A 16690-nucleotide genomic window follows, 5' to 3' on the forward strand; every position below is an offset into this window, starting at 1 on the left:
TCAGGGTGCGCCTTCATCGTACAGGGGCCGGTGCCTCGTACCCCTGTGAAAAGGAGCACCGCGGCTGCCGTTCGCCTGTGATTGCCGCCGGTGTGATCAGTGCGGAACGTGCTCTCAACGCGAGCCGCCGGGTTGCCGCCCCTCACCGCGGGCGCCCCCGTTCGTGCCCAGCCAGCCGGCCAGCTTGCCGCCCCGGCCCACCGCGCGCAGCCGCCGTTCCGCGGCGTCCCGGACGGGGTCCGTGGCGACCACGAGCAGCTCGTCGCCGCGCCGCAGGACCGTCGTCGGCAGCGGGACGAACGACTTTCCCTCGCGGACCACGAGCGTGACCGCGGCCCCGGCCGGCAGCCGCAGCTCGTTGACCTCCACGCCGTGCATCCGCGACCCCTCCGGGATCGCGACGGAGAGCAGATGGCCGCGCAGCCGCTCCAGCGGCGCCGCCTCGATGCCGAGGTCGGCGGCCTCCGGGCCCTCGCCCAGGCGCAGCGTCCGGGCCAGCCACGGCAGGGTCGGTCCCTGCACCAGGGTGTAGACCACGACGAGGACGAAGACGATGTTGAAGATGCGGTGGGTGGCGTCGACGCCGTTCACCATCGGGATCGTCGCCAGGATGATGGGCACGGCGCCGCGCAGGCCGGCCCAGGACATCAGGGCCTGCTCCTGCCAGGGCACCCGGAACGGCACCAGGCTGGTCACCACGCTGAGCGGCCGGGCCACCATGGTCAGGGCCAGGCCGATGACGAGGGCGGGCCAGATGTCGTCGCCCAGTTCGTGCGGTGTGACCAGCAGGCCGAGCAGGACGAACATGCCGATCTGGGCGATCCAGCCGAGCCCCTCGGCGAAGCCGCGGGTGGCCGGCCAGTGCGGCAGCCTGGCGTTGCCGAGCATCATCGACGCGAGGTAGACGGCGAGGAAGCCGCTGCCGTGCGCGAGCGCGCCGGCCGCGTAGGCGGTGACCGCGATCGCCATCACGGCGATCGGGTAGAGGCCGGAGGCGGGCAGCGCCACATGGCGCAGGCCCCAGGAGCCGAGCCAGCCCACCGCGAGGCCGATGGCCGCTCCGATGGCCAGTTCCAGAGCTATCTCACCCAGCAGCACGTACCAGTGCTCGACCGGGCCCGCCGTGGAGAAGGCGACGACCAGGATGACCACGGGGGCGTCGTTGAAGCCGGACTCGGCCTCCAGCGTGCCCGTCACGCGTGCGGGCAGCGGGACCCTGCGCAGGACCGAGAAGACCGCCGCCGCGTCCGTGGAGGACACCACCGCTCCGATGATCAGCGCCGGCCGCCAGTCCAGCCCGATGAGGTAGTGCGCGCCGGCCGCCGTGACGCCGACGCTCACGCCGACCCCGACCAGCGCCAGCACGGAGGCGGCGGGCAGGACCGGCTTGATCTCTTTCCACTTCGTGCCGAGACCGCCCTCGGCCAGGATCACGACCAGGGCCGCGTAGCCGATGATCTGGGTCAGCTGGGCGTTGTCGAAGTGCAGGTGGACCAGGCCGTCCTGGCCGAGGAGGACCCCGATCCCCAGGTAGACGAGCAGGCTGGGGAGCCCGCTGCGCGAGGAGATCCGGACCGCTGCCACGGCGACGAGCAGGACGAGCGAGCAGACGAGAAGGAGCTGGTTGAGGTGGTGGACAGTCAGCGGCGGTTCCTCCCCCGGAGGTCTCGGGTTACTTCGTTACCTTACCTAACTCTTGACGCTTTCTTGACGCTTCACGCGGCAAGATCGAACGTCCGTCCGCGCCTGGACCCGACTCCGCGTCAAGAGGTATCGGGCCCTGCGCCTATGGTTGCTCCAGCACTCCAGTACCGCCTGCCGCTCGCGTTAGGACAGCAAGGACAGCGATGCCCCCCAACACCACCGCCTCAACGGGTGACAAGCCCGGCAAGTCCGGCAGGAAGAAGGGGCGAAAAGCCCGACTGATCGTGCTCGTCCTGGTGCTGGCCCTCATCGGAGGCGTCGTCTACGGGGCCTACTGGTCCATCAGCACGGTCCGCTCCTCCTTCCCGCAGACCAAGGGCACCGTCACGCTGCAGGGCCTGTCGGGCCCGGTCGACGTCAAGCGCGACGGCTACGGCATCCCGCAGATCTACGCCTCCTCGGCCGAGGACCTGTTCATGGCCCAGGGCTTCGTCCAGGCCCAGGACCGGTTCTACGAGATGGACGTGCGCCGGCACATGACCTCCGGGCGCCTGTCGGAGATGTTCGGCAAGGGCCAGGTCAAGAACGACGCCTTCCTGCGCACCCTGGGCTGGAACCGGGTCGCCCAGCGGGAGTACGACACGAAGCTGTCGGCCTCCACCAAGAAGTACCTCCAGGCGTACGCCGAGGGAGTCAACGCCTACCTCAAGGGCAAGGACGCCTCGGACATCTCCCTGGAGTACGCGGCCCTGGGCTTCACCAACGACTACCGGCCCGGGCGGTGGACCCCGGTCGACTCCGTGTCCTGGCTGAAGGCGATGGCCTGGGACCTGCGCGGCAACATGCAGGACGAGGTCGACCGCGCCCTGATGACCAGCCGCCTCGGCCCCAAGCAGATCAAGGACCTCTACCCGGACTACCCCTACGCCCGCAACAAGGCGATAGTCACGGAGGGCCAGTACGACGCGCTCGGCAGGACGTTCCGGGCCAGCGGCGGCGCGGGCACCCCGACCGGCACGGCCGGCTCGGCCGGCACCTCGACGGGCACGGGCCGCCCGTCCGGCACCGCGGGCACCCACGGCACCTCCGGGACGGCGGGCACGGGCCGGTCGCCCGGGGCGGGCGGCACCCCGGCGTCCTCCGGTTCGGGCGTGCAGAGCCAGCTGATGGGCCTGCATGACGCGATGCAGGACCTGCCCTCGGCCGTCGGCGTCAACGGCGACGGCATCGGCTCCAACTCCTGGGTGGTGTCCGGGAAGTACACCATCACCGGCAAGCCGCTGCTGGCCAACGACCCGCACCTGGGTCCCGCGCTGCCGTCGGTCTGGTACCAGATGGGCCTGCACTGCCGCACGGTCTCCAGCGCCTGCCCCTACGACGTCACCGGCTACACCTTCGCGGGGATGCCGGGCGTGGTGATCGGCCACAACCAGGACATCGCCTGGGGCATGACCAACTCCGGCGTCGACGTCACCGACCTGTACCTGGAGAAGCTCAGCGGCGACGGCTACCTGCGCGACGACAAGGTGGTGCCCTTCACCACCCGCCAGGAGACCATCAAGGTGGCCGGCGGCGCCGCCAAGACGATCACCGTCCGGGAGACCGGCAACGGGCCGCTGCTCTCCGACCGGGACGACGAGCTCGTCACGGTCGGCCGGAAGGCAGCCGTCGACACCGCGGCGCCCGACCGCGGCGACGGCTACGCCATCGCGCTGAAGTGGACCGCGCTGGAGCCGGGCACCACCATGGACGCCGTCTTCGCCCTCGACAAGGCGAAGGACTTCGGCGAGTTCCGGTCGGCGGCGGCCCTGTTCGACGTGCCCTCGCAGAACCTGATCTACGCCGACACCCGGAACCACATCGGCTACACGCTGCCCGGCCGCATCCCGGTCCGCGCCAAGACCGACGACGGCTCCATCCCGGCGCCGGGCTGGGACTCGAAGTACGACTGGACCGGCTACCTCAAGCAGGACGAGCTGCCCTACGAGTACGACCCCAAGCGCGGCTACATCGTCACCGCCAACCAGGCCGTCGTCGACCCGAAGACCTACCCGTACGCGCTCACCACGGACTGGGGCTACGGCGCCCGCAGCCAGCGGATCAGCGACCTGATCCAGTCGAAGATCGACGGCGGCGGCAAGATCTCCACCGAGGACATGCGGCAGATGCAGCTGGACAACAGCAGCGAGATCGCCAAGCTGCTCGTGCCCAAGCTGCTGAAGATCGACATCGGCGACAAGGACGTCCGCCAGGCGCAGAAGCTCCTGGAGGGCTGGGACTACACCCAGAACGCCGACTCGGCGGCGGCCGCCTACTTCAACGCCGTCTGGCGCAACGTGCTCAAGCTCGCCTTCGGCAACAAGCTCCCCAAGGAGCTGCGGGTCAAGGGCCAGTGCCTGTGGGTGGAGCCGTCCGACACCACCGGCCCGGCCGACGAGGCGCAGAAGGTCCGCGAGTGCGGTGAGCGCGACTCCGACCAGGCGCAGCCCGACGGCGGCGACCGCTGGTTCGAGGTGGTGCGCACCCTGATGGACGACGAGAACAGCGACTGGTGGAAGGCGCCGGCCGCGGGCACCCGCCCCAAGGCCGACAACCGTGACGAGCTGTTCCGGCGCGCCATGATCGACGCCCGCTGGGAGCTGACCGCCAAGCTCGGCAAGGACATCGACACCTGGAGCTGGGGCCGGCTGCACCGCCTGTTCCTGAAGAACCAGACCCTGGGCTCCGACGGGCCCGGCTTCCTGCAGTACGCCCTCAACCGCGGCCCCTGGAAGCTCAGCGGCGGCGAGGCCGCGGTCAACGCCGCGGGCTGGAACGCGGCCGGCGGCTACGGCGTCATCTGGGTGCCGTCGATGCGGATGGTCGTCAACCTCGCCGACCTGGACAAGTCCCGGTGGATCAACCTCACCGGCGCCTCCGGGCACGCCTTCAGCGCCCACTACACCGACCAGACCGGCAAGTGGGCCAAGGGCGACCTGCTGACGTGGTCCTACTCGCCGGACGCGGTCGACCGGAGCACGAGCGACAAGCTCACGCTCAAGCCCTGAGCGGCCGGCGAGAAGAGGGGCCCGCACCCATCTCGGGGGCGGGCCCCTCGCGCTCGGCACGTTCGGCACCGGCGCGGTCATCTCCCTGACCGTGCCGGGCAATCACGCGGCCGGCAACCGTGCCGGTGATCCACGGTTCCGGTAATCGGAAAGCTGAACAAGAAGCCGAAGTCCGGGAGCGGCCGACAAAGCCACGATCAGAGTTTGACCGGCGCTCTGATAAAGCCTCGACAATGCCCCGATCAAGCTCTGAAACGCCGTACCCCCGAGGGCGTCACGACCGCCTGCACCGGCCGGTCGTGCGCCTCCCCGGGGACGTGCCCGACGACCTCGGAGTCGTACAGCAGCACCACCAGCACCGGGTGGACGCCCGCGCGCTCCAGACGGGCCAGGACCCGGTCGTAGGACCCGCCGCCGCGGCCCAGCCGCATCCCGCGCGCGTCGACGGCGAGCCCGGGCAGCAGAACGACGTCCGCCTCCGCCACCGCGTCCGGGCCGAGCCGCTCGCCGGAGGGCTCGAACAGCGCCATCCTCCCGCCGTGTTGCACACGCGCGAGGGAGCCCTCCCCGCCGTACACGCCCCAGTCCAGGTCGTTGTCGGGCAGCAGGGCCGGCAGCAGGACGCGCACCCCCCGCGCGCGCAGCGCGTCCAGCAGCGCGAGGGTGCCCGGCTCGGCGCCGACGGAGACGTACGCGGCCACCGTGCGCGCCCCCGCCAGCTCGGGCAGCTCCAGCGCACGCCCGGCGAGCGCGGCCGCCGACTTCCGCACGTCATCCGCGGTCAACCTGTTCCTCACCGCGAGGAATTCCCGGCGCAACATTCGCTTGTCAGGCTCGCCTTTGTGTCCGGTGTGACGCAACGTCGTTCCCGTACCCTTCCCAATGTGCTCATACAAGAGCCGAATGACCGGAGCCACAGATTCCCCGCAAAGGCACCGGATAAGGTTGCGGACATGACTCAGTCGCACCCCAGGATCAGCAAGGCTGTCATTCCCGCAGCAGGTCTCGGAACCCGGTTCCTGCCGGCCACCAAGGCCACTCCCAAGGAGATGCTGCCGGTCGTCGACAAGCCGGCGATCCAGTATGTGGTCGAGGAGGCCGTCACCGCGGGTCTCAACGACGTCCTCATGGTCACGGGCCGCAACAAGCGCCCCCTGGAGGACCACTTCGACCGCAACTACGAGCTGGAGTCGGCCCTGGAGAAGAAGGGCGACGAGAGGCGGCTCGCCAAGGTGCAGGAGTCCAGCGACCTGGCGATGATCCACTACGTCCGCCAGGGCGACCCCAGGGGCCTGGGTCACGCCGTGCTCTGTGCGGCCCCGCACGTCGGCCACGAGCCCTTCGCCGTGCTCCTCGGCGACGACCTGATCGACCCGCGCGACCCGCTGCTCCAGCGGATGATCGACGTCCAGGAGACCTACGGCGGCAGCGTGGTCGCGCTCATGGAGGTCGCGCCCGAACAGATCCATCTCTACGGCTGCGCGGCCGTGGAGAGCACCACGGACGGTGACGTCGTCCAGGTGACCGGCCTGGTCGAGAAGCCGGACGCGGCGGACGCCCCCTCCAACTACGCGATCATCGGCCGGTATGTGCTCGACCCGCACATCTTCGACATACTCCGGACCACGGAACCCGGCCGCGGCGGCGAGATCCAGCTCACCGACGCGCTGCAGCAGCTCGCCCAGGACGAGAAGATCGGCGGCCCGGTGCACGGCGTCGTCTTCAAGGGCCGCCGCTATGACACCGGAGACCGTGGCGACTACCTGCGTGCCATTGTCAGACTCGCGTGCGAACGTGAAGACCTGGGCCCCGACTTCAAGGCCTGGCTTCAGCGCTACGTAGCCGAGGAGATGTAACGACGTTGAGCAGCGCCGCGACCCCCGCCGCCGACCCGGACCGCCTGTGGTCGGTGGACGAGCACCTGGAGGACGTCCTCACCACCGTCCGCCCCCTCGACCCCATCGAGCTGAACCTGCTCGACGCCCTGGGCTGCGTCCTGGTCGAGGACGTGACGGTGCCGGTCTCCCTGCCGCCGTTCGACAACAGCTCCATGGACGGCTACGCGGTACGGGTCACGGACGTCGCCGGCGCGAACGAGGAGTTCCCGGCGGTGCTGGAGGTGATCGGGGACGTCGCCGCGGGCGCGGCCGGCCTCACCCGGGTGGGACCCGGCCAGGCCGCCCGCATCATGACCGGCGCGCCGCTGCCGCCCGGCGCCGAGACGGTGGTCCCCGTGGAGTGGACCGACGGCGGCCTCGGCGAGGGCCCGGTGCGGGGGATGCGCGCCCGCAGCCTGGCCCCCGAGGGAGCGCGCGGGCACGTACGCGTGTACCGGTCGGCCGAGGCACGCGCGCATGTGCGCGCCAAGGGCAGCGACGTGAAGGCGGGCGACCTCGCCCTGGAGGCGGGCACCGTCCTCGGGCCGCCGCAGATCGGGCTGCTCGCCGCGATCGGCCGCGGCACGGTCCGGGTGCGCCCGCGCCCGCGCGTGGTCGTGCTGTCCACCGGCAGCGAACTCGTCCAGCCCGACGAGCGACTGGGCCAGGGCCAGATCTACGACTCCAACAGCTTCGCGCTGACCGCGGCCGCCCGGGACGCCGGCGCCATCGCCTACCGGGTGGGCGCCGTCGCCGACGACGCCGACACCCTGCGGTCCACCATCGAGGACCAGTTGGTCCGCGCCGACCTGATGGTCACCACCGGCGGCGTGAGCGTCGGAGCGTACGACGTCGTCAAGGAAGCGCTGGCGCACGTCGGTGACGAGGACGAGTCCGGCGGCGGCGTCGACTTCCGCAAGCTGGCCATGCAGCCCGGCAAGCCCCAGGGGTTCGGCACCGTCGGCCCCGACCACATCCCGCTGCTGGCGCTGCCCGGCAACCCCGTCTCCTCGTACGTCTCCTTCGAGCTGTTCGTCCGACCCGCGATCCGCGTCCTGATGGGCCTGGAGGACGTCCACCGGCCCCGGACCCGGGCGACGCTGGCCGCCGGCAAGGCGCTCGGCTCGCCCAAGGGGCGCCGGCAGTTCCTGCGCGGGACGTACGCCGACGGCGAGGTGACCCCCGTCGGCGGCGCCGGGTCCCATCTGGTCGCGGCCCTCGCCCAGGCCGACGCGCTGATCGTCGTCCCCGAGGACGTCGAGTCCGTCGAGCCCGGCACCGAGGTCGAGGTCGTCCTGCTCGGCTGAGCCCATCACGCGCGCGGGGGTGCGCGGCGGGCTCCCACGCGCGCGGGGGTGCGCGCCGGGCCCGGGGGTCCTGGTCCGCTGCCCGCTCCGCCCGGGAGGTACCGTGTCGCGCACAACAGGCCCGCGCACCGCACCGCGGCGGGCCCGGACCGGGAGCGCCACACGATCATGACCGTGCCTTCCCGGGGGGAGACCCCCGGACCCCCTGCGCAGGACCGACTGACGCACCTCGACGACGCGGGCGCCGCCCGCATGGTCGACGTGTCCGGCAAGGAGGTGACCGCGCGCACCGCCCGCGCCGCCGGCCGCGTCCTCGTCTCGCCCCGCGTGGTCGAGCTGCTGCGCGGCGAAGGGGTACCCAAGGGCGACGCCCTCGCCACCGCGCGGATCGCCGGGATCATGGGGGCCAAGCGCACCCCGGACCTGATCCCGCTGTGCCACCCGCTGTCGGTGTCGGGTGTGAGACTGGACCTGTCGGTCGCGGACGACGCCGTGGAGATCACGGCCACCGTGCGGACGACGGACCGCACGGGCGTGGAGATGGAGGCGCTCACCGCGGTCTCGGTCGCCGCGCTCACCGTGATCGACATGGTCAAGGCGGTCGACAAGGGAGCGGTCATCACGGACGTGCGGGTGGAGGAGAAGACGGGCGGCAAGTCGGGCGACTGGAGCCGGGCATGAGCGGCGCGCCGGGCGTGCCGTACCGGGCACTCGTCGTGACCGCCTCCAACCGGGCCGCGGCCGGGGTGTACGAGGACAGGGGCGGTCCGCTGATCGTGGACGGACTGAAGGGCTTCGGGTTCGCCGTGGACGGCCCGCGGGTCGTCCCGGACGGCGACCCGGTCGAGGCCGCGCTGCGCGCCGCCGCCGAGGCGGGGTACGACGTCGTGGTCACCACCGGCGGCACCGGCATCTCGCCCACCGACCGCACCCCCGAGGCGACCCGCCGGGTGATCGACCACGAGGTGCCGGGCATCGCGGAGGCCGTCCGGGCGTACGGACGGCAGAAGGTGCCGACCGCGGCGCTCTCCCGGGGCCTGGCCGGAGTGGCCGGACGGACGCTGATCGTCAACCTGCCGGGCTCCACCGGCGGGGTGAAGGACGGACTGGCCGTCCTGGAGCCCCTGTTGACGCACGCCGTCGACCAGCTGCGCGGCGGCGACCACCCCGGGCCGGGCGGGGAACCGGCTCCGGCCGGCGACGACCGGTCCAGACGCCCCGGGGGTGCGAGCTGAACAGCCCGGCCTGGCCCGTGGTGCTCGCGGAGGGCGATGTCGTCCTCCGCCCGATAAAGCTGCGCGACCAACGGGTCTGGCGCGAGGTCAACCGGCGCAACCGGGACTGGCTCAGACCCTGGGAGGCGACCATCCCGCCGCCCACGCCCAGCGGCCCGATCACCCACCGGCCGACCTACCGCCAGATGGTCCGCCACCTCAGGTCCGAGGCGCACGCGGGCCGGATGCTGCCCTTCGTCATCGAGTACCAGGGGCGGCTGGTCGGGCAGTTGACCGTCGCCGGCATCACCTGGGGCTCGATGTGCTCGGGCCACGTCGGCTACTGGGTGGACGAGGCGGTGGCCGGCCGCGGAGTGATGCCGACGGCCGTGGCGCTCGCCGTGGACCACTGCTTCCGCACCGTCGGCCTGCACCGCGTCGAGGTCTGCATTCGCCCGGAGAACGGGCCGAGCCGCCGGGTGGTGGAGAAACTCGGATTCCGCGAGGAGGGGCTGCGGCCGCGTTATCTCCACATCGACGGCGCCTGGCGCGACCATCTGGTCTACGCGCTCACCGCGGAGGAGGTGCCCGACGGGCTGCTGAACCGGTGGCGCCGCACCCGCGCCCAGCGGGCCCGGAACACGGCCTCCGGCGAACAGAACACCCGAGGGAATCCCGCGTGGCCCGGAAATTGAATAAGTGTTCGAAATTGACCGGCCTCGGATCTGCTCGCGACCGTCTCGGGGGCATTGAATTCGCAGGGTTGACGGCCGACTGATCGCATCGGTCACAAAAAAAGTTCGAAATATCAGCCAGATCGTGCGACACACCGGCCCAATTGGCAGATGGCCTCACGCAAACCCCTCTACCGTGTGAGACGTGAGCAGCAGCGGCCTCATCTACGCAGTCATTGTCGGGGCCTGGGCCGCCTACTTGGTGCCGATGTGGCTCCGTAGGCAGGACGAGCTGAACGAGGCCCGTCCGACGGAACGCTTCAGCACAGCCATCCGGCTGCTGTCCGGACGGGCGGGCATGGAGCGCCGGTACGCCAGGGACCTGCGGGCGCGCTCCACCGACGAGGGGGAGCGCGACGCCACGGGACCGGACGCCGTCACCGACTCGGTGGACGTCCGGGCCTTCGCCGTGTCTCCGACCCGGGCACAGGAGCCCGCCCCGGTGCAGGCACCGGAGCGCGAGCGGACACCGGACCGCGAGCGTCCGGGGGCGGGTCTGCCCGGGCGCCCGGGCAGACCCGCGGCCCGATCCGCCTCCGCGGCGGCCCACTCCACCGGACCGGCCGTCACGGCCGGCGAGGTGCCCGCACGGCCGCGCGTGCCCGCCGCCCGGCGGGCCCCCGGTGCGGAGGCGGCCGCAGCGCGCGCCCGGCGCTCGAAGGTCCTCGCGCGCCGCCGGCGCACCACCGTCATCCTCTTTCTCGCCTTCACCCTGGGCGCGATCGTGGCGGCGGTCGGCGGCCTGGCGCTCCTGTGGGCGCCCGCCGTGCCCGCCGTCATGCTCAGCGGGTACATCGTGTACCTGCGGGCGCAGGAACGGCGCCGCTTCGCCTTCCAGATGGACCGCCGCCGCGCGGAGGTCGCCGCGCAGCGGCTCCGTGAGCGCCAGCCGCGCCGGCGGGCGGCCGTGGAGGCGGCCGCGGACGAGCCGGAGGCCGGACCCGAGCCGGAGACCGACCAGGAACTGGCCGCGCTCGCCGCCGACCGTCGCGCCCTCGTCGAGCAGACCGACCACGCCGAGTGGCTCGACCAGCAGCGCGAGCGCCAGCGGCGTCCCGGCCACGGCGACAGCTGGGACCCCGTCCCGGTGCCGCTGCCGACGTACGTGACCGCGCCGGTCGCCCCCCGCGCCACCTCCGACGTCGACCTCGGGGCGCCCGACGCCTGGAGTTCGGCCCGGTCCAGCTCCGCCGTGCCGGAGCAGGAGGCGGCCCCCGCCGTCCCCGACGCCGCGCCGCCGCAGCAGTCGGCCCACGACGAGGACCGGCCGGCCGCCGACGAGCGCAGCGACGCCCGCCGCGCCGCCTCCGCCCGACGCTCCCGCGAGCGCGGCCGGACGCCGCTCTTCGACCAGTACGAGGACGGGGACCGCCCGCGGGCGGCCAACGAGTAGACCGTGGGGCGGCGGGACTCCGGCGGAAACACCGCCTCCGGAGACCCGCCCCTGACCAGCCGGGCAATGGATTTCCGACCACCCGGACGGGGATGCTAGAGTTTCACTCGTTGCAAGGGCCTGTGGCGCAGTCCGGTAGCGCACCTCGTTCGCATCGAGGGGGCCAGGGGTTCAAATCCCCTCAGGTCCACGCAGCTCAGAGCCCCGGTCGGTGAATTCCGACCGGGGCTCTGACATGTTGTACGGCAGCGAAGTACAGCAACTACTTCGGATCTTGCTTCCCGAGGTGCTTGCCCAGCTTGCGCAGCGCCCGCCGAGTCGCTTCGGACGGGACGTGCGTGTACACCTCCATGGTCACTGCGATCTTGCTGTGCCGAAGGATCTGCATGGCGACGCGGGGATGTACGTCCAGGGGCGCGAGCAGCGAGCCGCAGGTGTGGCGGGTGTCGTGCAGCCGGATTCGACGGATGCCGGCGCGGGCGGTGCGGTCCATGAACCGGCGGTTGAAGTTGCGCGGTTCGAACGGCGTGCCGTAGCGCGTGGTGAACACGAAGTCGTTGGCCGTCCACAGCTCACCGGCCGCCTGCCTGGAAAGCTCCTGTTCCTTCCTCCGCAGTTGGAGCGCCGTGACGCAGATCCCAGGAGGGGGGAGCGTCGCCGTCGACACTGCGGTCTTGGTCTCGTCGTGGACCAAGCGCAACGTTCTTCGAAATCAGTTCCTCCGTCATTGCGTTGGTCAGCGCGGAACGCAGAACCGCGCGGGCGTCCTGCACGGTGCGACGGGAGGGGACCCGCCCGCAGCATTGGCCGGCGGCACGGCAACGCGAAGTGTCCCGCTTCGTGTCTAGACCCTGGGCACAGCACTGGCACTGTTCCAGGAGGCTATTCACCCAGTTCCGCACGTCCCGCACGGTGAGCTTGTCGAGCCGCCCGACGCTCGGCCGAGGCACGGGCGACCTGGTGGGCGGCGACGACCTGGGCGCGCTGGAGAAGTACCTGACGGCCAGCTCCTCCGCCGGCAGCCCGATCGCACCGCTTCCGGCGGACCGCATCACCGTCGTGTGGTAGGCGCCGTGCGCCGGAAGTGACCTCGGGGGCGGCCGGACCGGCCGCCCCCGACGTGTGTCAGGCCTCCCGCTGGTCGCGGGGGACCAGGTACTTCCAGCCCGCGTGGAAGAGGGCGGCGAACAGGACGAAGGAGCCCAGCGGAACCAGCATCGTCAGCAGGACCACGGGCGAGCCGTCCGAGGTGAACAACAGTCCGATCGACAGTACGGTCATGCACCCGAAGACGATGAGCGCCCCGTAGACCGCCCACAGCCAGGCCCTGCGGTGCGCCGCCCGTTGCCGGATCAGCGCCTCCACCTCCGGCCGGCGCGCCCACGCCATGCCGCGGTACGGGGCCCCGACGGCCAGCAGACCGGCGACCTCGGCCGGCGGGTTGTCCAGCTGCCAGTCGTCGATGTGCGGCAGGAGGAGGCGCCGGCCCTCGGTGTCGTAGAGGTAGGCGAGCCAGCGGCGGGCGGAACCCATGGCGTTCGGAACGGGCTCGGCGCGGATGTCGTAGATGGCGGACCAGGCGCGGGTGCGCTCGGTGAGGGCGCGGCGGACTGTAATGCCGTCAGGGTCGACCAGCGTGCGGCCGCGCCGCATGTAGAGCCCCAGCCGCGCGAGGGTCAGCACGAAAATGACGGCGAGGATGACCATGGGCCACCGGAACGGGCCGCCGTGCCGCAGTGTCTGGGAGAAGGCGAGGATCGGAATGACCGACGGCCCCAGGACCCTCACCAAGGGCGTCTTCTTGTACTTGCGGTACTCCCGCACGATTCCGACGCCGGCCGACGGCATGGCGCTGTTGTCCACCGCTGTTCTCCCCACCTGATGCGCACGAACACGTGCGCGACTGGGGAGAGGATAGGGGTGTCCCCTGAGAGTCCTACCCGGGGGTATGCCGCAGGTCAGCGCAGGGTGCCGCCGTGGGCGGCGACGCGCGAGCATCCCGAGGCCCACACACACCAGAACTCACACCTGCAATTCAGGGATGCCCGCCCCGCAATGTATCTGTCAACTCCCAGTGTGGGCCCTCCTTTTGAGGGATGGGATGATCGCCGGCATGGAGATCCTCAGATATGTGTTCCTCGTCTTCCACCTCTTCGGGTTCGCCGCGATCATGGGCGGCCTCTTCTATCAGCTGAGGGAGAAGAACCCGGTGGCCGGCAGCTACATGCCGATCAGCGCGGTCATACAGTTGGTCACCGGTGCGGGACTGATATGGACCCGGACGTCCCTCGACCTACCGGTGGACAACGCGAAGATGGGGGTGAAGCTCTCCCTGGACGTTCTGGTGGCGGTGGCAGCTCTGATGGGCATGCGCAACAAGCAGCAGTGGGCCTTCTACGCCGTGGGGACACTCTCGGCGGCCGCGGTCGTCGTGGCCGTTGCGTGGAAGTAGTTACCTCGGCGTCGGGCGTGACGGACCTTCAACCGCCCGAACCCCAGGGTTCCGGAGATGCGGATCGTCGGTCCGGTGGGGTGGAGTGCCGCGGGGGCGTATGAGGGAGCCGTACAGCAGAACCTCGCCGCCGGCCTGTTGGGCGATCTTCTTGCCGATCCTGCCTCTCCGCAGCCTCCCGCGATCTCATGGCGTGCCGACCCGCTGACGGATCGTAGGCGGCGGCCGGGGTCTGCCCACGCGGGCGGTTCGCAGGTCAGAGCGGCACTCGCCTCACTTCGCTCCTTTTAAATGAGGCGGCTATCCCTGGACGGGAAGATCAGGATGGGTGGCCAGAAAGATCATGTAGGCGATCGCCGCTGCCGCTCCCAAGAGGGACAACACGCCTCCCACTACAGCTCGTGTCCCGTTCGCTCGCCTCGACTTCGATGCGCGATGCTCGACAAAGGCCCGCACCAGGCCAACGAGCGCCAGAGGCAGCGCGACGAAGCTGACCAGTATCCAGAACGGACAGCAGAACCAGAACGCCAAGGACGCTCCGCCGAACCAGACTGCAAGCTCTGCTTTCTCTTGCGTCTCGTCCGGGGTGCCATCAGAAATCATGGGCTGATCCAAGCAGAGCCCTTCCTGCCGTACAGCAGCGAGGTACAGCAACCGTCGCGACCCGAGTCAACCGTCAGCAGCCACATGCGATTGTGTGACCAGCCGACCAGACCTCAGTGACCGTCGTGCCCATAGTTCGCATCGAGGGGGCCAGGGGTTCAAATCCCCTCAGGTCCACGCAGCTCAGAGCCCCGGTCGGTGAATTCCGACCGGGGCTCTGACGTGTTGTGGGCCCCGGTGACCGGGGCGCCCTCCGCCGCGGTCCCTCTCCCGCGCCGAAGCCCCGCGAGGGCAACTGGCGGGGCCTCCGGCCGGGTTGGCGGTCGCCGCGCCCGGCTACAGCAGCTTGGCGAAGCACATGCTCGACTCGTACTCCCGGTAGTAGCCGAACTTGGCGCACGGTTCGTAGCCGCTGGAGGTGTACAGGGCGATGGCCTCCGGCTGCTGGTCGCCGGTCTCCAGGACCATGCGGACCCGGCCGGCCGCGCGGGCGTCGTCCTCCAGCGTGGCGAGCATCCGCCGGGCCAGGCCGCGGCCGCGCATCTGCTCGACGACGAACATCCGCTTGAGCTCGGCGTCGCCGTCCTCGTTGCCCTCGGGGTTGCTGTCCTGGCTGCGCCAGCCGCCCGTCGCGACGGGGGTGTCGTAGGCGTCGTACGCGATCAGGTACACGCCGCGCGGCGGCCGGAAATCCGCCGGGTCCAGGTGCGTGGCGTCGCCGCCGTCGCCGTAGCGCAGGTGGTACTCGGCCTGGACCTCGTCGTTCAGCTTGACGGCGTCGGGGTGGTCGAAGGACACGGGGCGGAAATTCATGTGGGGAACCGTATATCAATGCAGTAGGTGGACGGTGATCCGTCTCGAACGAGACCTCGTCCAGTGTGCCGGTAGGGTGCCCGGGTGCTCACTGTGACGACCGCCAATGTAAATGGACTGCGGGCCGCCGCGAAGAAGGGCTTCGTGGAGTGGCTCGCGGACACCTCCGCCGACGTGCTCTGTCTGCAGGAGGTGCGCGCCGAGCCGCACCAGCTCCCCGAGCATGTGCGCGCCCCCGAGGGCTGGCACGTCGTCCACGCCCCGGCCGCCGCCAAGGGCCGCGCGGGCGTCGGCCTCTACACCCGCCGGGAGCCCGACCGGGTCAGGGTGGGATTCGGGTCGGCCGAGTTCGACGCCGCCGGACGGTACGTCGAGGCCGACCTGCCCGGCGTCACGGTGGCCAGCCTGTACCTGCCCTCCGGCGAGGTCGGCACCGAGCGCCAGGACGAGAAGATGCGCTTCATGGGCGAGTTCCTCGCCCACCTCAAGGAACTGCGCGAACGCGCCGCCGCCGACGGCCGCGAGGTCCTCGTCTGCGGCGACTGGAACATCGCCCACCGGCAGGCCGACCTCAAGAACTGGCGCGGCAACACCAAGAACTCCGGCTTCCTCCCCGAGGAACGGGCGTGGCTGAGCACCGTCCTCGAACCCACCGCCGGCGGCTACGTCGACGTCGTCCGCACCCTCCACCCGGACGTCGAAGGGCCGTACACCTGGTGGTCTTACCGGGGCCGGGCTTTCGACAGCGATTCAGGCTGGAGGATCGACCACCATGTGGCCACGCCGCGGCTCGCCGCCAGGGCGGTCAAGGCGTTCGTGGAGCGGGCCGCGACGCACGCCGAGCGGTGGTCGGACCACGCGCCGGTGACGGTCGTCTACGACGTCTGACGCCCGGACCCGCCGTCCTCACGCCCGCTTGCGCAGGCGGCGGTCCAGGGCCATGGAGAGTTCCGCCTCGACCACGCTCTTGGCCAGGGGGCGCAGGCGCTGGAGTTCCTCCTCGGGGGCGTGGCGGGTGACGAGGTCGGTGAAGAGTTCGGCGAGGGCGTCGGCGTGCTCGCGGACGCGTTGTCCGGCGGCCAGGACCTCGGCGAGCGGGATGCCCTCGCGGACCAGGGCGGCGGAGACGTCGAGCAGGCGGCGGCTGACGTGGACGATCTCGTCGCCGTCGGTGCCGAGGTAGCCGAGCCGCATGGCGGCGGCGAGGTTCTCCGCGGTGACCTGGCCGGCGAAGTGGTCGGCGAGTTCCTCGGGGGTGAGGCGGACCGGGGTCTCCTCGGTGGGGGCCCCGAGGCCGAGCAGGTCGCCGACGTCGCGGCCGTGGTCGAAGGCCTCGGCGAGTTCGGCGATGCCGTTCAGGGTGTGGCCGCGTTCCAGCAGGGCCGAGATCGTGCGCAGGCGGGCCAGGTGGTGGTCGTCGTACCAGGCGATACGGCCCTCGCGGCGGGGCGGCGGGATGAGTTTGCGCTCGCGGTAGAAGCGCAGGGTGCGCACCGTGATGCCGGCCAGCCCGGCCAGCTCCTCCATGCGGTACTCGCGTCGTCCACCGTCTGCTGCCACGTCGGAAGCCTATGTTGTACCGCCGGTAACTTTCGTCGTCCCGCCC

The 16690-nt window shown here is 71.2% G+C and carries 17 protein-coding genes and 1 tRNA gene; 11 read left to right on the forward strand and 7 right to left on the reverse strand.

Going from position 1 to position 16690, the window contains the following annotated elements; all coding sequences use genetic code 11:
• Window positions 1-114: 114 nt before the first annotated feature.
• Entirely contained in the window at window positions 115-1644 is a 1530-nt protein-coding gene (locus ACIQ9G_RS24785) for a potassium/proton antiporter (protein WP_403613802.1), read from the reverse strand.
• Between the two features lie 203 nt (window positions 1645-1847).
• Here ACIQ9G_RS24785 and ACIQ9G_RS24790 point away from each other — a divergent pair, with 203 nt between their 5' ends.
• Window positions 1848-4691, forward strand: a complete 2844-nt coding sequence (locus tag ACIQ9G_RS24790) for a penicillin acylase family protein (RefSeq protein ID WP_403613281.1) — start codon at window positions 1848-1850, stop codon at window positions 4689-4691.
• 242 nt (window positions 4692-4933) lie between these two features.
• Here ACIQ9G_RS24790 and ACIQ9G_RS24795 read toward each other — a convergent pair whose 3' ends face one another.
• A complete protein-coding gene (locus ACIQ9G_RS24795; RefSeq protein ID WP_403613284.1) occupies window positions 4934-5512 on the reverse strand; it encodes a 5-formyltetrahydrofolate cyclo-ligase in 579 nt (192 codons plus the stop codon).
• A 132-nt stretch (window positions 5513-5644) separates the two neighbouring features.
• Here ACIQ9G_RS24795 and galU point away from each other — a divergent pair, with 132 nt between their 5' ends.
• From galU to ACIQ9G_RS24830, 7 genes are all read left to right on the forward strand, one after another.
• Window positions 5645-6547, forward strand: coding sequence for a UTP--glucose-1-phosphate uridylyltransferase GalU (galU, locus tag ACIQ9G_RS24800; protein WP_392194016.1), 903 nt, complete (start codon window positions 5645-5647; stop codon window positions 6545-6547).
• Window positions 6548-6552: 5 nt separating this feature from the next.
• On the forward strand, window positions 6553-7875 hold the full coding sequence (glp, locus tag ACIQ9G_RS24805) for a gephyrin-like molybdotransferase Glp (RefSeq protein WP_403613288.1): 1323 nt from the start codon (window positions 6553-6555) through the stop codon (window positions 7873-7875).
• 168 nt (window positions 7876-8043) lie between these two features.
• On the forward strand, window positions 8044-8556 hold the full coding sequence (gene moaC, locus ACIQ9G_RS24810; protein WP_403613291.1) for a cyclic pyranopterin monophosphate synthase MoaC: 513 nt from the start codon (window positions 8044-8046) through the stop codon (window positions 8554-8556).
• A complete protein-coding gene (locus ACIQ9G_RS24815; protein WP_403613293.1) occupies window positions 8553-9110 on the forward strand; it encodes a molybdenum cofactor biosynthesis protein B in 558 nt (185 codons plus the stop codon). The genes moaC and ACIQ9G_RS24815 overlap by 4 nt, the downstream gene beginning before the upstream one ends.
• 17 nt (window positions 9111-9127) lie before the next feature.
• Window positions 9128-9784 carry a GNAT family N-acetyltransferase gene (locus ACIQ9G_RS24820; RefSeq protein WP_403613296.1) on the forward strand — a complete coding sequence of 219 codons (657 nt, stop codon included), beginning with the start codon at window positions 9128-9130 and terminating at the stop codon, window positions 9782-9784.
• Between the two features lie 184 nt (window positions 9785-9968).
• On the forward strand, window positions 9969-11216 hold the full coding sequence (gene glpR / locus ACIQ9G_RS24825) for a gephyrin-like molybdotransferase receptor GlpR (RefSeq protein WP_403613299.1): 1248 nt from the start codon (window positions 9969-9971) through the stop codon (window positions 11214-11216).
• Between the two features lie 116 nt (window positions 11217-11332).
• Window positions 11333-11406, forward strand: a tRNA-Ala gene (locus tag ACIQ9G_RS24830).
• Window positions 11407-11478: 72 nt separating this feature from the next.
• Here ACIQ9G_RS24830 and xerC read toward each other — a convergent pair.
• The gene (xerC, locus tag ACIQ9G_RS24835; RefSeq protein WP_403613302.1) at window positions 11479-11910 is read right to left on the reverse strand and encodes a tyrosine recombinase XerC; all 432 of its coding nucleotides are present in this window, start codon (window positions 11908-11910) and stop codon (window positions 11479-11481) included.
• A gap of 218 nt (window positions 11911-12128) precedes the next feature.
• Between xerC and ACIQ9G_RS24840 the strand changes: the two genes are divergently transcribed.
• Entirely contained in the window at window positions 12129-12284 is a 156-nt protein-coding gene (locus tag ACIQ9G_RS24840) for a hypothetical protein (protein WP_403613305.1), read from the forward strand.
• Window positions 12285-12341: 57 nt separating this feature from the next.
• On the opposite strand, the gene ACIQ9G_RS24845 is transcribed toward ACIQ9G_RS24840, so the two are convergent.
• Window positions 12342-13079, reverse strand: a complete 738-nt coding sequence (locus ACIQ9G_RS24845; protein WP_403613308.1) for a PH domain-containing protein — start codon at window positions 13077-13079, stop codon at window positions 12342-12344.
• A 250-nt stretch (window positions 13080-13329) separates the two neighbouring features.
• On the opposite strand from ACIQ9G_RS24845, the gene ACIQ9G_RS24850 reads away from it, so the two are divergent.
• On the forward strand, window positions 13330-13668 hold the full coding sequence (locus ACIQ9G_RS24850) for a hypothetical protein (protein WP_343324481.1): 339 nt from the start codon (window positions 13330-13332) through the stop codon (window positions 13666-13668).
• 300 nt (window positions 13669-13968) lie between these two features.
• On the opposite strand, the gene ACIQ9G_RS24855 is transcribed toward ACIQ9G_RS24850, so the two are convergent.
• The gene (locus ACIQ9G_RS24855) at window positions 13969-14283 is read right to left on the reverse strand and encodes a hypothetical protein (RefSeq protein WP_403613310.1); all 315 of its coding nucleotides are present in this window, start codon (window positions 14281-14283) and stop codon (window positions 13969-13971) included.
• 324 nt (window positions 14284-14607) lie between these two features.
• Complete coding sequence (locus ACIQ9G_RS24860) at window positions 14608-15084, reverse strand: GNAT family N-acetyltransferase (RefSeq protein WP_403613313.1); 477 nt, start codon at window positions 15082-15084, stop codon at window positions 14608-14610.
• Between the two features lie 84 nt (window positions 15085-15168).
• On the opposite strand from ACIQ9G_RS24860, the gene ACIQ9G_RS24865 reads away from it, so the two are divergent.
• On the forward strand, window positions 15169-15972 hold the full coding sequence (locus ACIQ9G_RS24865; RefSeq protein WP_403613316.1) for an exodeoxyribonuclease III: 804 nt from the start codon (window positions 15169-15171) through the stop codon (window positions 15970-15972).
• 18 nt (window positions 15973-15990) lie between these two features.
• On the opposite strand, the gene ACIQ9G_RS24870 is transcribed toward ACIQ9G_RS24865, so the two are convergent.
• Window positions 15991-16611 carry a MerR family transcriptional regulator gene (locus ACIQ9G_RS24870; RefSeq protein ID WP_403613805.1) on the reverse strand — a complete coding sequence of 207 codons (621 nt, stop codon included), beginning with the start codon at window positions 16609-16611 and terminating at the stop codon, window positions 15991-15993.
• Between the last annotated feature and the right edge of the window lie 79 nt (window positions 16612-16690).

Origin of the sequence: Streptomyces sp. NPDC096152 (assembly GCF_044763235.1) — a bacterium.
Classification (GTDB): Bacteria; Actinomycetota; Actinomycetes; order Streptomycetales; family Streptomycetaceae; genus Streptomyces.

Bases quoted from the DNA above. Each gene is read 5' to 3' on its own strand.
- ACIQ9G_RS24795 (WP_403613284.1), bottom strand. From the start codon at position 5,512: ATGTTGCGCCGGGAATTCCTCGCGGTGAGGAACAGGTTGACCGCGGAT.
- galU (WP_392194016.1), top strand. From the start codon at position 5,645: ATGACTCAGTCGCACCCCAGGATCAGCAAGGCTGTCATTCCCGCAGCA.
- ACIQ9G_RS24870 (WP_403613805.1), bottom strand. From the start codon at position 16,611: ATGGAGGAGCTGGCCGGGCTGGCCGGCATCACGGTGCGCACCCTGCGC.
- ACIQ9G_RS24790 (WP_403613281.1), top strand. From the start codon at position 1,848: ATGCCCCCCAACACCACCGCCTCAACGGGTGACAAGCCCGGCAAGTCC.
- moaC (WP_403613291.1), top strand. From the start codon at position 8,044: ATGACCGTGCCTTCCCGGGGGGAGACCCCCGGACCCCCTGCGCAGGAC.
- ACIQ9G_RS24815 (WP_403613293.1), top strand. From the start codon at position 8,553: ATGAGCGGCGCGCCGGGCGTGCCGTACCGGGCACTCGTCGTGACCGCC.
- ACIQ9G_RS24850 (WP_343324481.1), top strand. From the start codon at position 13,330: ATGGAGATCCTCAGATATGTGTTCCTCGTCTTCCACCTCTTCGGGTTC.
- ACIQ9G_RS24860 (WP_403613313.1), bottom strand. From the start codon at position 15,084: ATGAATTTCCGCCCCGTGTCCTTCGACCACCCCGACGCCGTCAAGCTG.